This window comes from Salipaludibacillus neizhouensis (assembly GCF_002886185.1).
GTDB classification, from domain to species: domain Bacteria; phylum Bacillota; class Bacilli; order Bacillales; family Salisediminibacteriaceae; genus Salipaludibacillus; species Salipaludibacillus neizhouensis.
In genome coordinates this window covers 1,987,569-2,003,804 of record NZ_KZ614146.1, presented here as the reverse complement: position 1 = coordinate 2,003,804, position 16,236 = coordinate 1,987,569, and the positions used below count along the sequence as shown (strand labels likewise).

At 36.4% G+C, this 16,236-nt stretch carries 17 protein-coding genes and 1 tRNA gene; 9 read left to right on the top strand and 9 right to left on the bottom strand.

Annotated elements, in window-relative coordinates:
- Positions 1-251: 251 nt before the first annotated feature.
- Positions 252-1,679, top strand: a complete 1,428-nt coding sequence (dacB, locus tag CEF18_RS09335; RefSeq protein ID WP_110936216.1) for a D-alanyl-D-alanine carboxypeptidase/D-alanyl-D-alanine endopeptidase — start codon at positions 252-254, stop codon at positions 1,677-1,679.
- Between the two features lie 49 nt (positions 1,680-1,728).
- Here dacB and CEF18_RS09330 read toward each other — a convergent pair whose 3' ends face one another.
- The 3 genes from CEF18_RS09330 to CEF18_RS09320 all read right to left on the bottom strand — a co-directional run bounded on the left by CEF18_RS09330 (position 1,729) and on the right by CEF18_RS09320 (position 4,235).
- The gene (locus tag CEF18_RS09330) at positions 1,729-2,898 is read right to left on the bottom strand and encodes a cation:proton antiporter (RefSeq protein ID WP_223292280.1); all 1,170 of its coding nucleotides are present in this window, start codon (positions 2,896-2,898) and stop codon (positions 1,729-1,731) included.
- Complete coding sequence (locus tag CEF18_RS09325) at positions 2,898-3,389, bottom strand: cation:proton antiporter regulatory subunit (protein ID WP_220693802.1); 492 nt, start codon at positions 3,387-3,389, stop codon at positions 2,898-2,900. The genes CEF18_RS09330 and CEF18_RS09325 overlap by 1 nt, the downstream gene beginning before the upstream one ends.
- Before the next feature lie 417 nt (positions 3,390-3,806).
- On the bottom strand, positions 3,807-4,235 hold the full coding sequence (locus CEF18_RS09320; RefSeq protein WP_110936215.1) for an endonuclease domain-containing protein: 429 nt from the start codon (positions 4,233-4,235) through the stop codon (positions 3,807-3,809).
- 668 nt (positions 4,236-4,903) lie between these two features.
- Between CEF18_RS09320 and CEF18_RS27145 the strand changes: the two genes are divergently transcribed.
- Positions 4,904-5,035: a DUF559 domain-containing protein gene (locus CEF18_RS27145; protein ID WP_183040922.1), complete on the top strand. Its 132-nt coding sequence runs from the start codon at positions 4,904-4,906 to the stop codon at positions 5,033-5,035.
- 112 nt (positions 5,036-5,147) lie between these two features.
- Here CEF18_RS27145 and CEF18_RS09305 read toward each other — a convergent pair whose 3' ends face one another.
- Both CEF18_RS09305 and CEF18_RS26840 read right to left on the bottom strand, forming a co-directional pair.
- The gene (locus CEF18_RS09305; protein ID WP_110936212.1) at positions 5,148-5,693 is read right to left on the bottom strand and encodes a hypothetical protein; all 546 of its coding nucleotides are present in this window, start codon (positions 5,691-5,693) and stop codon (positions 5,148-5,150) included.
- A gap of 259 nt (positions 5,694-5,952) precedes the next feature.
- Positions 5,953-6,075 (bottom strand): hypothetical protein, encoded by a 123-nt coding sequence (locus tag CEF18_RS26840; RefSeq protein ID WP_259457885.1) that lies wholly within the window; start codon positions 6,073-6,075, stop codon positions 5,953-5,955.
- A 149-nt stretch (positions 6,076-6,224) separates the two neighbouring features.
- Between CEF18_RS26840 and CEF18_RS09300 the strand changes: the two genes are divergently transcribed.
- From CEF18_RS09300 to CEF18_RS26835, 4 genes are all read left to right on the top strand, one after another.
- Positions 6,225-6,572 (top strand): hypothetical protein, encoded by a 348-nt coding sequence (locus CEF18_RS09300; protein WP_110936211.1) that lies wholly within the window; start codon positions 6,225-6,227, stop codon positions 6,570-6,572.
- A 1,164-nt stretch (positions 6,573-7,736) separates the two neighbouring features.
- Positions 7,737-8,951 carry a hypothetical protein gene (locus tag CEF18_RS09295; protein ID WP_110936210.1) on the top strand — a complete coding sequence of 405 codons (1,215 nt, stop codon included), beginning with the start codon at positions 7,737-7,739 and terminating at the stop codon, positions 8,949-8,951.
- A gap of 222 nt (positions 8,952-9,173) precedes the next feature.
- Entirely contained in the window at positions 9,174-9,410 is a 237-nt protein-coding gene (locus CEF18_RS09290; protein ID WP_110936209.1) for a hypothetical protein, read from the top strand.
- Positions 9,407-9,529 (top strand): hypothetical protein, encoded by a 123-nt coding sequence (locus CEF18_RS26835; protein ID WP_259457886.1) that lies wholly within the window; start codon positions 9,407-9,409, stop codon positions 9,527-9,529. Before CEF18_RS09290 ends, CEF18_RS26835 begins: the two co-directional genes overlap by 4 nt.
- Positions 9,530-9,577: 48 nt before the next feature.
- Here the strand turns inward: CEF18_RS26835 and CEF18_RS09285 are convergent, their stop codons facing one another.
- Both CEF18_RS09285 and CEF18_RS09280 read right to left on the bottom strand, forming a co-directional pair.
- A complete protein-coding gene (locus CEF18_RS09285; RefSeq protein ID WP_110936208.1) occupies positions 9,578-9,913 on the bottom strand; it encodes a helix-turn-helix domain-containing protein in 336 nt (111 codons plus the stop codon).
- Positions 9,914-10,119: 206 nt separating this feature from the next.
- Positions 10,120-10,452 carry a helix-turn-helix domain-containing protein gene (locus CEF18_RS09280; protein ID WP_183040923.1) on the bottom strand — a complete coding sequence of 111 codons (333 nt, stop codon included), beginning with the start codon at positions 10,450-10,452 and terminating at the stop codon, positions 10,120-10,122.
- Between the two features lie 812 nt (positions 10,453-11,264).
- Between CEF18_RS09280 and CEF18_RS09275 the strand changes: the two genes are divergently transcribed.
- From CEF18_RS09275 to CEF18_RS09265, 3 genes are all read left to right on the top strand, one after another.
- On the top strand, positions 11,265-11,861 hold the full coding sequence (locus CEF18_RS09275; RefSeq protein ID WP_110936206.1) for a tyrosine-type recombinase/integrase: 597 nt from the start codon (positions 11,265-11,267) through the stop codon (positions 11,859-11,861).
- 321 nt (positions 11,862-12,182) lie between these two features.
- Complete coding sequence (locus CEF18_RS09270) at positions 12,183-12,695, top strand: hypothetical protein (RefSeq protein WP_110936205.1); 513 nt, start codon at positions 12,183-12,185, stop codon at positions 12,693-12,695.
- 555 nt (positions 12,696-13,250) lie between these two features.
- Complete coding sequence (locus CEF18_RS09265; protein ID WP_110936204.1) at positions 13,251-14,402, top strand: restriction endonuclease; 1,152 nt, start codon at positions 13,251-13,253, stop codon at positions 14,400-14,402.
- A gap of 344 nt (positions 14,403-14,746) precedes the next feature.
- Here CEF18_RS09265 and CEF18_RS09260 read toward each other — a convergent pair whose 3' ends face one another.
- A complete protein-coding gene (locus tag CEF18_RS09260) occupies positions 14,747-15,757 on the bottom strand; it encodes a tyrosine-type recombinase/integrase (protein ID WP_110936203.1) in 1,011 nt (336 codons plus the stop codon).
- A 183-nt stretch (positions 15,758-15,940) separates the two neighbouring features.
- Positions 15,941-16,037 (bottom strand) — tRNA-Sec (locus tag CEF18_RS25865).
- Between the last annotated feature and the right edge of the window lie 199 nt (positions 16,038-16,236).

Here is a 16,236-nt window from a genome sequence, read left to right as displayed (position 1 = left end):
AAAAGAGAAATACATTAAAATCATGAAAAAGATCTTTTTAAAGCAAACCTAACAATGGATATTGAATATACCATATAGACCCAATGTTTACATAAACACACACGTTTAACTAGATAATAAAAGATATTCATAAGCATGTATATTTATATTGTCAGTGGTTTAGAAAGGAGAGACGTTTTATTTTCTCGAAAAAAAAGGTATCTGTTTTCACGTTTACATTGGTTGTGTTTACGCTTTTTGGAGTGTATCAAATGTTGGTGACAGCTGATGACTCCAATTTATTGGCGGAACAGCAGCTAAACATTGATTTGTTTGCCATAGTTCAATCAGAAGAACTTGACAGTGCACTTCCAGCGGTTCATGTACAATCCTCTGAAACAGAAGATGTACTGTTTACTTATCACGAAAAAACTAGTGTGGTACCCGCATCGGGCCAGAAGCTTTTAACCGGTGCTGCAGCTTTGGACACTCTTGGACGAGATTATACTTTTACGACTGGAGTTTACACAGATGGAAAGCAAATTGGCGAAGTGCTCAAGGGCAATCTTTTCCTTAAAGGAAAAGGAGATCCAACGATGTTACCGAAAGACTATGAGAAGCTAGCTGAAGAAATAGCTGAATCTGGAATTAAAGTTATTCAAGGAGATCTTATTGCTGACGACACGTTCTTCGATGATATGCGCTTATCGTTGGATATGTCTTGGTGCAACCAACGAAGTGTAACTGCTGCACAAGTTTCTGCATTAACCATATCGCCTGATAAAGATTATAATGCAGGCTCTGTGATTGTTGAAGTTATTCCGGGTGGACATGTCGGTGATAGAACGGAAGCAATGGTGTTCCCTGATACAGATTACATTACAGTTTTAAATGAAGTGGAGACCGTTAAGGAGGATGAAAGCAGAAATATTGATTGGGGTAGAGAACATGGAAACAATGATATTTTCCTAAAGGGGATCATACCAGCAGATGGAGAGACCTGGCGTAATGGGGTTGCAATCTGGGAGCCAACAGAGCTTGTACTAACTTTATTTCATGAAGCATTAAAAGATCATGGAGTTGAGGTTAAAGGGAATTCAGGGCTAGGGGAAACGCCTGAGGATGCTCGGGAATTAGCTGTTCGAAAATCAATGACGTTAGAAGAAATGTTTGATTCATTTATGAAACTTAGCAATAATTCAATTGCTGAAGTTTTAACAAAAACCATGGGACAGGAAGTAAAGGGAGAAGGTAGTTGGGACGCTGGACTAGAAGTGATCGAAGAGTATTTATTAGACGCGGGATTAAATACCGATGTCATTCAACTTCGAGATGGTTCAGGGATGTCTCATTTAAATAAAATCCCTGTGAAAGAGATGACACAGCTTTTACAACATGTGAAAAAGGAAGAATGGTTTGATATTTACTATCAATCGCTTCCTATTGCAGCGGCAGATGATCGTATGGTAGGTGGAACGCTAGAGAATAGGATGGAAGGAACAGCGGCAGCGGGAAAGGTACATGCTAAAACTGGTACTATAACCTCGAAAACTTCGTTATCTGGATATGTTATGACCAAAGACGATGAAGAATTAATTTTTTCGATCATTATAAATAACTTCATTGGTGATGTTCCAAAAGAAGTAGAGGATAAAATAGTTGTTCGATTAGCAGAGTTTTCAAGAAGCAGGGAAGAATAAAATAAACGTTAGAAAGTGCTCAAAGCACTTTCTAACGTTTATTTATAACTTAAGTAGCTGCAGTCTCTTTTACTTTTATCTTTTTAGGATAGATTTTATTCGTAATTTTAGGCGCATACACGAATAAAACAATACCTACCGTAGCTGATGCTAATATAAAAATACTACTAAACAATGCTATCGGTGCAGTGGCTAAGCTGGCAATGATAACAGAGAATTCTCCTCGTGATGTCATGGATAATCCGGCTCTTAAAGAAACCTTCTTGGATAATCCGAACCATTTCCCGCCAACAATCCCGATGATAATTTTTGCAATAATAGACCAAACAAATACAATGATTAACAGCGGAAGCATTGGGATTTCTCCAAATACGATGGAGGTCCCAAAGTACAAGAAAAATAGTGGAAGTAATAAATCTCTTATCGGCAACAATAATTGATCTATCGGTTCTGTCCGTTTTGTTTCTGCTAAGATAATACCCGCTAAAAATGCTCCAAGTACTTCGGATAAATCAAGGTATAATGCAAGGCCTCCATAGGAAAGAGCAATCCCGACTATAAATAAAATAAACACATCTTCGGTAACATATTTATCGCAAAATCTATTAAGTTTTGAGAATACTTTCGTACCTAATAGAACCGCAAACACTGTTAAGAGAACAATTTTTAAAACGATGATACTAAAATCTAATCCGGTTACTCCGTCACCTGCGGTTAAACCTACAAGAATAGCAACAACAATAGGCGCGACTAAATCTTCAAAAATAAGTATTCCTAACATGTATTCAGATTCAGGGTTTGCCATTCGTTTGGAACTCTCGAGCATTTTAGCTGTAATAGAGGAGCTTGTTGCATATGCTATACCGCCAATTAAGAATGCAGTTATCCAGTCCAGCCCGAACAACAAACAAATTGCGGTGGTGACACCTAGACTTAAAAGTACATCGAGAAACCCTGCTGGGGCAATTTTTTTGGCTACTTGTATTAATCGTTTGACTGGAAACTCCATGCCTAACATGAAAAACAAGAGTATAATGCCTATTTCACCGGCTATGTACAGGAGGTGATTGTCCGTGAACAGACCTCCTATAACAATCCCTAATAAAATATATAATATAACCCCGGGGATTTTTATTTTAATGCCAATAAAACCTACACAAAACAAGAGTAATAGGACAATACCTGCAGTTAGGACTATCGGCAACTCTATCCCATTCATCAGTTACCTTTTCTTGTTACGTATAGCTCAAATTCTTTGATTTGATCACTTTTCCCCGCTGCCATCAAAGTATCCCCGGCTCTTAATACTTCGGAAGGATCAGGGCTAACAATCATATCATCAGCGCGCATAATAGCCATTACAGAAGCTCCGGTTTCTTCTCTTATTCTCGAGTCAATTAATGTTTTACCAATCAGGAATGAATGATCTTTCAGTTCTGACCATTCCATAACAAGGTGTTTATTGAATGTTTTCATTGTATCTGCATCAACGTGTTGGTTCATGGCTCCTAATAGTTGGGCGCCAATTTCCTTTGTTTCATAGGCGTTTAGTTTCACGGTAAAACAAGGCTCATCATCATCTTCATCATCAAATAGATGTAATTCTCTTTTACCTGAGTGATGAGAGATTAGCACTAACATTTGCTCTTCGGATGTAAGGAAAGACATTTTTTTGCCTACACCTGGTAAGTCGGACATTTTCATTTTCATTAAAGAAGCCTCCAAAAATTATCTTAGAATCTAGATTGTTCCAAAAGAGAACCAATCGGACCTTGTTATATTATATTCCTTTTAGGGTTAGAAAGTCATTGATATTACAAAATTTATTCTGATTTGTCGTGGGAAGAAGTAATTCGGTGGGAGATAGAGACAACAGCCATATATATAAGGCAGAAGGTTGTATGTAGAAGTTGGTATATGTAGAAGAATATTGGCGGGACCGTGTGGGAATCGAACCCACCGGAGACGGCACGCGCCTCCCATAAAGTTTTGAAGACTTCTCTACGGAGAATCTCCGATAAATCACCGCAAAATCAACGTTCCTTAAGTATTTTTCGAGGAATCCCCCAAAGGTTTCGTTTTGAGTCCGATAGTATTACGTCTTCTATTATATCGTATTATAGCACGTTAGCTTTCTTTTTGAAGCTCCGATTCTATCCTTCGTAAAATTCCTTTCATATCCCGATGAATTCTAGTTCCTGTAAAGCGTAGCACTCGCCAACCGTGTTCTTGTAGATACTTATCCTTACGACGGTCTCTCGCTTTATCTTTTGGCGAAGTGTGGTTCGCCTTGCCGTCCGTTTCAATCGCCAACTTCTGAAAAGGAAAAGCGATATCTATACGTAATTTACGTTTACCGACTGTTACTTCAGTTAATGGAGAATAGCCGTTATTTCTTAACGCTTTAAGTAAGCGCCTTTGAATGGGACTCTCGGTTTTACTCCATTCACTATCGAAAGTTGGAAGGGAAGTGCGATCGAATGTCTTCATTTCTTTATACGTTACATATACCGCCAGTACTAACAAAGCGGTAAACACCAAGACGAATGTTTCCATATGCTCACCTCAGAATTATCATCGTCGTATTAAAGAAAAGTTAAACAATTCAGTTATTTTTCGTAAAAGTATGTATAAATGTATATCTTTTCAGATTATTCTAGGCTATAATTTTTTTTAGAATTACCTCGTACTATCACACTAACCTCGCAAGGAGCCACGCTCATGCACGAATTAGATGTTGATTATATGACGTCGGCATATCGAATGTTATACGAAATTGAAACGCAGTTAAAGTATCACGTTCATTCAACGCTTTTTAGGAAACACGGTTGGAGGTGGGAAGAATATCTCAAATTTAAAAAGCCACTAGACGATATGTTGTTCCGCGAAGTCCTCAATCTTTACGAAAAACACCCTCTATTTAGAAACTACTTTGAATACGATGAACTTACTTTTCTTCTCAGTTCGAAGCCAATTCGTAATGACATCGCCCATATGAAGGTCATCTCCTCTGACGAATACAATTTACTGTTAAAATTTTGTCACGTAGTCAAAGTTAAACTCAATGCTCAAAAGCAGAATTTAAGGTTCTTTCCTAAGCGCAACATCCTTTGTCACCATCACTAAAGGCCTTAGAGATACATCGAAAGAAAGTTTTTAGAGTTTAAATAATATTATTTAATAGGGAATGACAACTGTGTATTGAGAAACGTATTGCGAGTCTATTGACGATTGAAACAGACGGTAAAGCAAATCATACTGCGCCAAAAGATAAAACGAACGACAGACAAAAAGACGCATATTTGAAGGGTCATGGCTGGAAGGTGCTACGGTTTACAGAGAGTCATATTATGTGACGTAAAGAGTGTGGTTCGGCGAATTGGGAAGGAATTGATTACGAGAAAAAAATAAAAAAAAAGCCACCTTAACATTAAGCTAAGAAAGGCTTTTTGAATCTTGTTATTTAATTTAGTTAGTTGGTCTTCTAGTTTGTGGAAGTTTTTCTTCTAAATTATCTACTCTATTTTGTAATTCTTCAATAGAACCAATTGTTTTTTCTAATTCTATTATTTTTGTTTCGTATTCGGCTAACTTAATTTCCATAGTTTTTACTATTTCAGTTAGTTCTTCTTCTGTATAGACAATATACTTTGATGGATCATAGTTATCAATTAAACTTTGGGGGATTTCATCGCCTACTCTTAATTCATTTGTTACTGGTACAATTATATGTCTAGGATTTATACCAATATGTGTGCCTTCATCATGGGAAATCGAGTTACCTTTAATTTGAAGGTTTTCTAGCCCTAAAATTTCGTGTACTACCACATTAATCTCGTCATAAATAAGAATGTTTACAGCTTCATGAGATACATACTTTGTGTAACTTTCTCCGTCTTCTCCTACTTTTTCAATAGGTATGGTTTTTGGAGATTCATTAGCACTTGCTATACTAGCCAAAACAATAAAACTAGAGAAAAACAATAAAATATAAAGAAATTTCTTATTCTTCATTTATTCAACACCCTTTCCTTGTAACTTTCTCCTGTAAAATAATTCTAGCAAACCGTATATAGTAAAACCATAAAATTCGTTATTCAAAATTCGACACTATGCGTAGGTAAAGTAGATGATAGGAAAAAAGAGAACGTTAGTTATTTAGAAATTAAAATAAGTTAGTAAAGTAAGACGAGCAAATTCGAACTTCCTAGAATAGTAATTTATAAAGCATTATACCGTCATATATTACTTCTTACTGAATATTCCTCTGGCGCTACATAACCGTAATCTCCTGATTTATCACGCCAGGGAGTCCGACAACCGAAAGAGATACGAGGATTAACGCAGATAAAACAAGAATCATCGAAATCAATACGTTCTCATCGAGCTTGTTCATACATTGGACAGGCTCTTTTTTCGTTCTCCATACGTTTGTTAGTCGTGTTACAGCGATAGTATATTTTATAGATCTCGGGTTAATAGTGGAAAGGGCGAACGTATCGTTATTATAACGAGCCGAAATCATAAGAAAAGGGAGTCGATCACATGAACGAATATCAAGCTTACTTAGAGACGTTCGCTAAGCGACTTGATTTGTCCGAAATATTGAAAGGTGACGATACATTTAATTTATCATCGCAAGACAATGACTTTAATCCGCCTAAAACTATTGAAAACGAAAGGCAATCCGCACTATGTAATTTTACGCTGGATAAGTCGCACAAATTAGGCATTGTATTCGAGAATGAAAATGCGTTTGTACGCCGATTTGTAAACAAAGAAGGAGTCATTTCCGAACTGAGATCGCTTATAGAACATATTGAAACGTTAGATACTGTAATGGCTGGGTTTGTAGATCATGCGAAGTCAGAACTGTCCATAGAAGGCGAATAATCGAATGGGATAGCCGACATTATCTACTATCCTCAGCTTTATACAACTGCACCAGTTGGACAGCCTTTAGAAACACGGTTTTACCACTTGTAAGATGTCTCATAAGCGATTGAGTTAGAGAGGATGTATATAAAGAGAACGGATTGCGATAATGTTCGACGTGTGATGTACTCATATAGAAGAGAATGTGTATCGCTAGGAAGTACGATATCTCACTAATAGTTTACTCAATCAATGGGTAGGCTTTTTTTGGCGTTATCTAAACGCTTTGTAATCGTGTTATCAGCGTGCAAATATCATGTTTCGGACTGGCGTGTTACGTAACATACGTAAAGCTGCGAAAAAAACTTTAAACTATTTTCGTAAAAAGTGTGACAAAACGAGGTCGGCCGGGTAGTTACATGTGAAGGGAGAAACGATCGAACGAAAACACGATTAAAACATCTGGGGTACGTGTGACGGAAATTTTCCTACAGCGAAGTAGCGAAGTATGGATAAAAAAATAAACGTATGTATGGGAAGTCTACGAGGAAATAACGCCGGTCGTAGATAAGAAAGGAGGGGGACGAAATGAATGGAATAACGCGTGACCACAAGGATTTTCCGCATATGTAAGAAAGAGATCGAAACCGGATTTCGTTAGAGTACGAGCGTATACGAATAAACTTGCTTTTCTATACAGGCGTATAAGTACGAGTAGCAGATATTAGGCTTATTAAATCGTTTAAAATGTAGCTAATATATCGTGCGAAATAACTACTACAAACGATTCTAGCAAGTAAAGGTGCTAAATACGAAAATAAACCCTTTGATACCAACGGTTTCAAGCGTTCTCCCTTAAAGAACGGGTAATAAACGTGCTAGAAAAATCGCCATTAAATACGTATTAAAAGAACTTATTATTATTAGCCGCTGGATGCGATCTTTGCAGACCAGCAAAGGGTTTGAACTTAATCACTTATATATTGATACATCGTATGTGATCGCTAGAAAGTTCAAGTGATTCACTCGCTATAGCTCGTGCAAATAACTCGCTACGCTCGTTTTTGCATTTCGTTATTAATTAATTCAATATTACTTCGATAGTTAATCCAATATTAGATCAATATTAGTAGTAGTAAAAAAAACGTGTAAATACGAATCACGATTGGAAGGGCGATTAGTATGACGAAAGTTAAAGTAATAGATTCTCTTATGGGAACGGGAAAAACGCAGTATGCAATTCAACATATGAACGAAGCTAATCCGCTAGAGAAATTCATTTATATAACGCCATATCTTGCGGAAGTTGAACGAATTCTAGAGAATACAGATCGAACGTTCTATGCGCCGAACAATAGTAATAAGGACGGTAGCAAAATGCGAAGTTTGAAAGAAATGATTGTAGATGGTAAAGACATCGTATCAACGCACTCACTTTTTCAGACCGCAGACGATGAATTAATAGAATTGTTAACAGACAGCGGATATACGTTAATTCTCGATGAAGTCATGGACGTGATCGAAAAGGCGCCTGTTACAAACCGTGACATAACCGACTTGATAAGACTAGGACATATCGAAGTAGAAAACAATCGTGTTATATGGACATGTGAGGATTACGATGCACAAGCTGCGTATTCTAGCGTAATGATGTTAGCGAGAGCAGGTAACCTCTTCTATCATCGCGGAAGATTCCTAATATGGGCATTTCCTCCGCAAGTATTTCGATTATTTGACGACGTATACATCCTAACCTACTTATTCGATGCACAAATACAGCGATACTATTTCGACTTATATGGTTTTCAATACGAGTATCATGCTGTTGAATATCACGATGGAAAGTATGAATTGATCGAATATGATAAGACAAAGGAAAGTCGAAAAGAATTATACGAATTAATGAATGTATACGAAGGGAAATTGAATGACATAGGCGGAGCAACTAACGCATTTAGTGCAACCTTTTTAAAAAGAATGTCCGCTGAGAAAGAGGAAGAAGTTCGAAACAATATTTATAACTACTTCCGCAATAAGTTGAATGCAAAAGTAGCGGAAATTTTGTGGACGACAGTAAAAGGTGAACACGAATTAGTCAGAAAAGGATTAGCTGGGAAAGGGTATGGGAAATCATTCTTGCAATGTAATGCCAGAGCAACAAACGAATACCAAGACAGATGGGCACTTGCTTACGTATTCAATCGTTATATGAATCCAATAGAACGCTCGTTTTTCGAAGATAACGGTGTATCTGTGAATCAAGACTTACTAGCGGTAGCTGATTTACTACAGTGGGTATATCGATCACGCATCCGTAACGGAGAATCCATAAAATTATATCTGCCTTCGTCACGTATGCGAGGACTACTAAAAGATTGGTCGGAAAATAAAATCTAAATTTGGATAACTGAATACTGCGACATACAACGCCGCTTCGAAATTGGGCTAATTAGTTGTGGAATTTTTTATCAAAACTAGGAGATTTGAATTGTACGAAAAATAAAAATTCTGAACAATTATCTAAATTCAATGAGCTGTTATTTAAAAGCAAATCTAGTTTGAACTAGGCATCAATAAACTTCACCATGAAAAAAACAGATTAAAAAGGGGATTAGACTTATGACAGAGCAGTTTAATAATTTTGAAATAGTGGCAAAAGACGCACATTTAAAAGAGGGGAAGCATCGAGAACCAGCCTTGCTACTTTCGAGCAATATTGTAAAGACAAATATGTATCAGATGAAGTGGGGCGAGATATCCGAATATTTCCTCGATCATCATTTCGAGAATGAGTCTGATTTTGCAGAAAGAAAAGCGAAGTACGAGAGTCGAAAAATGGGGGAGGTTACCATATGAATAACGATACTATTTCTTGTGAGTATTCGGGACAAGTTATGACGATTTCAGAATATCTGCAGCGCCGAGGGGTGAAAGGATTTGAACGAAAGCTAAGGCTACTTACTGCAAATAAGTAACATCTTCGTCCTTCCCAATTCTCATTTACTATTATAACGCAAAATTGTTCAAATATTCTTTTTTACGCTTTTTGCTATTTCAACCCAAAGTCTTATGTCGTCTATGGTGAAGCCTTCTTTTTCCAACACTTTGTAATATTTAATCCAAGCTATTTCCTTTTCATTTAAATGAAACTCAGTTAATTTATCTGTGAAAAAATATGGTAATGTCACCTCTAATATATCTGCGATTACTTCTAAAAAATCGATACTTATTTTGCGTCTACCACTTTCCATGTGACTTATATAAGCATCTGATACACCTAACCTCTTACCTAATTCTTCCTGTGTCATCTTATTTTCTAGACGAAGTGTCTTTATTTTAAAACCTATTTCCTTTTGCATGGTCAACACCTCCTGACAGATTTTAGCTTTTGTAATTCATAGTTTCGATCATGTTACATGAAATTATGACCAGGTACTAGTATAGAAGAAACTAGAAAATTCAAGCTTTCATCATGTAACATCTTTAGAAACCAATATATCTGGGACTCGTTGATTTTCTATCAGTATGTGCGTATTTCAATTAGAGTTGTAACCGTTATTTAATTTTATTCTCTTAATGAGCGGATAAGATTCACGATAAGTTTTATCTCTTTTTGGGAAAGCCTCTTACCATCTACAGTTAAATTATATTCATTTATATGGTCATAGTTTGTTAATTCTATATTTTCCAATATTTCTTTTTCGTTTTGTATTGTTAAGTTGATTCCAACTTGTAATACCTTCTCAATCTTTTGCAGATATTTGATGTTTGGATTGATTACCCCTTTTTCTATCCTACTTATATAGGCGTGATCTATATCCATTCTCCTAGCGAGTTCTCGTTGTGAAATTCCTTTATTTTCTCTTATTTCTGCTAACATTTTTCCTATATTATCCACAAAAACGCCTCCATTATTTACCACTTTATTATAACGCATATGTCCTGCGCTGAGCGAACTATTCACGACAGACAGCCTTATAAAAACCGAGGGTTAGGAACATACGCCCTCACTACGACTAAATCCGAACATTAACGCTTACCTCCGGGAAGCATTGTTGCAGCGCTATCTACCGTTATAGTACATATAGTTATCGATCAACTTAAACGTTGCGGTACAGCCATATATAAACGTTAAAGTCGTGCCATAGTATCCTAAACTATTATACTTCGTTATCCTCTTTACGTTATCGTTCCATATTTACGAAAATTAGTCCGTATAGTTCCTATTAAAACAACGCTCATAAGTGATAAATACCGAGATATACGGATGATAAAGCCGAGATCGTCATTATATGGATATGAGCGCATGACAGTACGTCTATCGAAAGTTAATTGCATTAGAATCGCTCTCTCAGAGACGTTTAAACGCTAGTAATCGCTTTTTTATACAGAGTTGCATTATTTGCATTAATGTCGATACTACAGCCTTGTATAAGCGGTAGAGTACGTGTCATAACCGCCAGGAGTATTTATGTCGCGGTACATCGTTCGTTCTTATATGAACCTGGCGGATACTTCGTAAGAAATGATCGTTTTGACTTCGAATAGTGATTGCGTTAATGTATGCTATTACTTAAAAGCGTACTAGTTAAATACTTTTATAACAGTGTTTTGTAATTGACTCCTTTTTTTAACGTATGGTATTATCGATATAATGAGTAAAGCATACGTGTTAAATGCGATAATATCAGTCGAAGGGAATGGTACTAGATGGCGAATAAAACCAAAGATAGAAAAGGATCGATTATAGATGTACAGCCTTTAAGAAGTTCGGAAGAGATTTCGGAATTTAGAGATGCATTAAAGGTGGCTGGTAAGACGGCAAGGGGCGACTTCTCTAATCGTAATCTATTACTATTTAATATCGGAGTAAACACAGGACTCAGAATAGGCGACATCGTTCAACTTCGAATAGAGGACGTCAAAGGGAAATCGAAAATGAAAATCAGCGAAGGAAAGACTAAGAAGGTTAGAACGGTGGAACTAGGCGCAATCATGGGTGATATAGCGGATTACCTAGAAGATGAGCCAAACGAAGGTTATTTGTTTCCTTCTCGAAGTGGAGAAAAGCCGATTACAACTACTCAAGCATATAGGATTTTGACGAAAGCATCCGATTTAATAGGACGTAATGATATTGGTACTCATACATTGCGTAAGACATTCGGATATCACTACTACCGACTAAACAAAGACGTAGCGACGCTCATGGAAATATTCAATCACTCCGATCAAGCAACCACTAAACGATACATTGGAATACGTGAGGATGAAATCGCAGCGAGTTTGAAAGACTTTCGGATTTAATGACGAAGGTAAGAACGAATGCAAATCGATGGATTTAAACGTCAGTAAAAGACGAACGTTTTTTTCTATATATTGTTTTCGTTCACTTTTTTACGTTTGACTATATCTGCGGAGGGGGCGGTTATTGTCGAATAAATCCGACGACTGATGCATAGAGATTTGAACAACCTCCTACTTTACACTGAATGCTTTTTATGTTGATAGAAGATTGAAGTTATATATCAGATACTAAATATACTTAATAGATTAAAAGAGAAAATGTTTACAAATGTAGAATATTTAGGTAGGATATTTAGAGTGAATAAAATTGGAGGAGATAGGATGGAGAAAAAAACAAAACTATTAATTGTATTGTTTACTTTTGTATTCGCATTTGTGTTAGTTAATCCGAATGTATTTGCACAAGGTAAAAATGGGTTAGCTCATCTAGTTCAGGAACATACAGAAAAAATAGCTCAACTCGAAGATGCAATTCAGAATATTAGTGGATCTAATTCGGAAAATGAAGTACTCGAGGGAGAAGTTAAAGAAGCTTTACTTAAGGAAGTTACAACCAGAATAGATCGAAGTAGTAATACTATTGATTATGAGACTGGAGAAGAATTAAATATTACTGATTTTAAACTTGATGAAGTTAATGGGGAAGTTGTACTCCAATTCTTTCTAGAGGGTGATTATGATTGGACATTTGACTCTAATGGTAATTACACGTTAGCTAGATCATTTGCTCAAAACTTCATTTTTAATTTTGATCCTATTCCAAAAATGTATGGAGTAGATATGAATTATGAATTTTATCAAAATGGAGAACAAGTGACTATTTTCATAGATTAAAAACATGCTGATTCGAAGTCTGAACTGCTCCCTGTCAAGTAGATAGTGGAAATAATAAAACTATGCTAAACGGCTTTAGCCTTGTATTCCACAGGACTAAGGTCGTTTAGTCTTTTTGTACTGTCTCGTGATTGTAAAGCTTATGTATTATCTGGAGGTATGATTGTAGAAGAGAGAGAGCAAGAGGGAAGGCGATAGCGACGCAACGAGATGATTATCGAGAAGGTGCCGTAATAGGTACTATAACCACCGATATTTTAAAGTTGATTATCCGATAGCCCGTTCGATCAACAAAAGACGAGCGAATATCTATTTCGAGTAGATTTCGTTCGTTTTTTCACGTTCGACTATATGTGCGGAGGGGGGGCGGTTATTTTGAATGAATCCAACGACTGATGCACCGAGATTTGTGGCAATTTTTTAAAAAGCGAATACCATTAAAGTCTTTTTAGTTGGCATTTTATGTTAAAGTAATAAACAGAATATATTAAAAATTAAGTTGTTTTTTTAGGTTACTTTGCTAAACAGGTAGTTGAGTAATTAGGGAGGAATCAAATGGAGAATAATAAATTAATATCAAAAACTAAAATGTCAGAATTAGTTGGTTGGTCTGAATCCAATGGTAGACGGTGGGTTAAACACTTTAAAGATTACATACCTTCTGAAGTAAATAGAAATAAAGTTATGTACACGATGGAGTCGTTAAGAATAATGAAGTTTTTAAAGAAAATTAATGAAGCGGGTTTAACTACTTCAGAAATTAAACTGTTACTAAATAAAGAAGGAATGCCTAAAAACGAACAAGAAGAACAGCGTATAATTGAAAAACACAAGATAGATCGGGCTTATAAAGATTATGATGAAAATGTAAAAGGAACTATTCCTTCTGTTGGAGAAATGATGATTCCCTATTTAGAGTTGATAAAAGATGGAGAACCATACTCGGCAAGTGAAATCACTGAAAAGTTAGTGGACTTTTTTAAACTAACTGAAATACAACGACTAATGAAATACGAAAATAATTCAGATATTATATTTCTTTCTAAAGTACGTAGTGTTAGATACAGCTTAAAAAAAGAAAATTATATTGAAGAAGTCAATAAACTGACTTACCAGATAACAAGTGATGGTCTCGAATTACTTAATGAGAGTAAAGGTGAGATTGATGAAGAAGTTGGGGAGTTAGAAAAAGTAGTCGATCCTCTAACAATTGTTAAAGAAAATTTAGATGAATTAAAAAATGAACTAGCTGACAATTTATTGAAGCAATTAAGAAGTGTTCATTGGATGAAATTTGAGGATATAGTGGTAGAACTATTAACTGTCATGGGGTATGGAGATGGAGAAGTTACACAAAGAACAAATGATGAGGGTTTGGACGGAGTAATTAAAGAGGATAAATTAGGTCTAGATAATATTTATGTGCAAGCTAAAAGTTATGCTGCTAATAATTCCGTTGGACGTGACGTTGTTCAAAGTTTTTCTGGTGCTCTAGACGGAAAAGGTGCGAGAAAGGGCGTTTTTATTACAACCTCTTACTTTACACAGAATGCTAGGAAATACGCTGAACGACTAGATGCGAAGAAAATTATTCTTATAGATGGTATAGAGCTATCAAAGTTAATGATTAATCATAGTGTTGGGGTAGATATTAATCATACATTTGTGGTAAAAGCTATAGATTATGATTATTTTAAAGATGAATAGCTACTCGACCGCTTAGGACTATCAATACAGAAAAAAGACGCCTTTCGACGTCCATCTTCTTCGCTTAATATAAACGCGACACGACCCACAAAAGCGCAATAACTGCTCTAAACGCTTTAAATGAGACAGAACACTGAAATGTAATCTGTATACTCATTACCGGTTACACCCTTTAGATGAGAGTGAGTTTAATCTAGCGTACGTTACTAGATACTTCCTCCGATATAATGTCGTCATCCTATTATTCAGGATAAATTGAATATTTAAGACGTACCATCCACGGCTCATCCTATTAATAGTGTAATTATTATATAATATAATTCTGAATATTTCTTCAATTAATGTTATCGTTTAAAAAACGTCTGTAATGGCGAGTATTTGTCATGTTGCAACTTCACACGGTCATCGAGCATATTCACGTAAATTCGAGTCATGGAAATATCGCGATGACCGAGTAGTTTTTGCAGACTAAACGGATCGCCACCGTTCATAATATACATTAATGCGCCTGTATGTCGGAAGGTGTGCGGACTTATTCGTTTACCTTTAACGCCACTAAGCTTTCCGTATTCCGATAAATTTTTGCGGAAGGTTCCCTCATTAAGCGGTCGTCCATCATAGGTGACGAACAAATAATCCTCGTTAAAGTCAGAAACCTCGAGTAAGTATTCTTCTAATAGCTTGCGAGAATGATTTGAAATAGGCAAGACGCGGTCTTTTTTACCTTTCGTGTCTTCCGCTTCAAGTAATATTTCTTTCTCGTCTAAGCGTACATTCTCCTTTGTAATCGAACACAGCTCCGTTACACGCGGTAAGCTATCAAGAATAAGCGTGAGCATCACATAATCGCGAAACCCTACGAAAGTATCCTTATCAATTACCGAGAATACTTTCCTTACTTCATCGGCAGTTAATGCTTCGACTTGTTTTTCTGGAACTTTTAACGGTTTGAATTTCGTATGAATGGGTTCATCGATATATTCTTCCTCATAGCACCATCGTAAAAATGCTCGTAATGTTCTAATACGTACATTCGCGGAGATTGCTTTTAACCCACGTTCGCTCGTAAGGTAATGGACGTATTCTACGAAGATACTCGAAACAATTTCGTGATACGCCAGGTCTTTCATTCCGTATTTATCCTCTATGAATGAGATGAAATATCCGTAATGAATGTCGTAGCCTTGAAGAGTAATTCGAGTTAATCCCTGAGTTCTTTTTTCGAGCATGAAGCGGTCATACAATTTTGACAACGGTTCCTCGGTTAAAGCGTTTCGATTGAAATGTCGTTTGGCGTAAGTGCGTTTTCCTGTTTTAGGTTTACGGTTATTCGTGATTTTTCCGGTTTTAGACATAATAAAAAGCCTCCTATTTTCGAATATAGAAGACGTAATAAACTAAATTTTAAAGATTTCACCCTCGAAGTCTCGGTAAATTCTCCCCGAGAGTCTCGTTCAAATCACCGTAAAATCTTACGGGGGTATCATCGTTTAAATCATCGGACAAATCATCGCAAACCCTTGCGAGAGTATGTAATTTGGCGGGACCGTGTGGGAATCGAACCCACCGGAGACGGCACGCGCCTCCCATAAAGTTTTGAAGACTTCGGCAAACACCAGTTACACAACCGGCCCCATTTAGTTCATTAATTATCGCATAAAAGACAGTGTTTTACAAAGAATGAGCTTGCCTCCAAAAGTAATAATAGGCTATTGTGAGATAATAATCAACCACTTTGAATGCAGTTACAGTATTTTCATTTTTTCTCGGTGAAATTTAAAATTCCTATGCGGATTAAGGATTGATCGCTTCGTGAAATCTGGTCGCTATGGTA

Excerpts from the sequence above, each read along its gene's own strand:
- dacB (WP_110936216.1), top strand. The coding sequence starts at position 252 with ATGTTGGTGACAGCTGATGACTCCAATTTATTGGCGGAACAGCAGCTA.
- CEF18_RS09330 (WP_223292280.1), bottom strand. The coding sequence starts at position 2,898 with ATGAATGGGATAGAGTTGCCGATAGTCCTAACTGCAGGTATTGTCCTA.
- CEF18_RS09325 (WP_220693802.1), bottom strand. The coding sequence starts at position 3,389 with ATGAAAATGAAAATGTCCGACTTACCAGGTGTAGGCAAAAAAATGTCT.
- CEF18_RS09320 (WP_110936215.1), bottom strand. The coding sequence starts at position 4,235 with ATGGAAACATTCGTCTTGGTGTTTACCGCTTTGTTAGTACTGGCGGTA.
- CEF18_RS09305 (WP_110936212.1), bottom strand. The coding sequence starts at position 5,693 with ATGAAGAATAAGAAATTTCTTTATATTTTATTGTTTTTCTCTAGTTTT.
- CEF18_RS26840 (WP_259457885.1), bottom strand. The coding sequence starts at position 6,075 with ATGAACAAGCTCGATGAGAACGTATTGATTTCGATGATTCTTGTTTTA.
- CEF18_RS09300 (WP_110936211.1), top strand. The coding sequence starts at position 6,225 with ATGAACGAATATCAAGCTTACTTAGAGACGTTCGCTAAGCGACTTGAT.
- CEF18_RS09295 (WP_110936210.1), top strand. The coding sequence starts at position 7,737 with ATGACGAAAGTTAAAGTAATAGATTCTCTTATGGGAACGGGAAAAACG.
- CEF18_RS09290 (WP_110936209.1), top strand. The coding sequence starts at position 9,174 with ATGACAGAGCAGTTTAATAATTTTGAAATAGTGGCAAAAGACGCACAT.
- CEF18_RS26835 (WP_259457886.1), top strand. The coding sequence starts at position 9,407 with ATGAATAACGATACTATTTCTTGTGAGTATTCGGGACAAGTTATGACG.
- CEF18_RS09285 (WP_110936208.1), bottom strand. The coding sequence starts at position 9,913 with ATGCAAAAGGAAATAGGTTTTAAAATAAAGACACTTCGTCTAGAAAAT.
- CEF18_RS09275 (WP_110936206.1), top strand. The coding sequence starts at position 11,265 with ATGGCGAATAAAACCAAAGATAGAAAAGGATCGATTATAGATGTACAG.
- CEF18_RS09270 (WP_110936205.1), top strand. The coding sequence starts at position 12,183 with ATGGAGAAAAAAACAAAACTATTAATTGTATTGTTTACTTTTGTATTC.
- CEF18_RS09265 (WP_110936204.1), top strand. The coding sequence starts at position 13,251 with ATGGAGAATAATAAATTAATATCAAAAACTAAAATGTCAGAATTAGTT.
- CEF18_RS09260 (WP_110936203.1), bottom strand. The coding sequence starts at position 15,757 with ATGTCTAAAACCGGAAAAATCACGAATAACCGTAAACCTAAAACAGGA.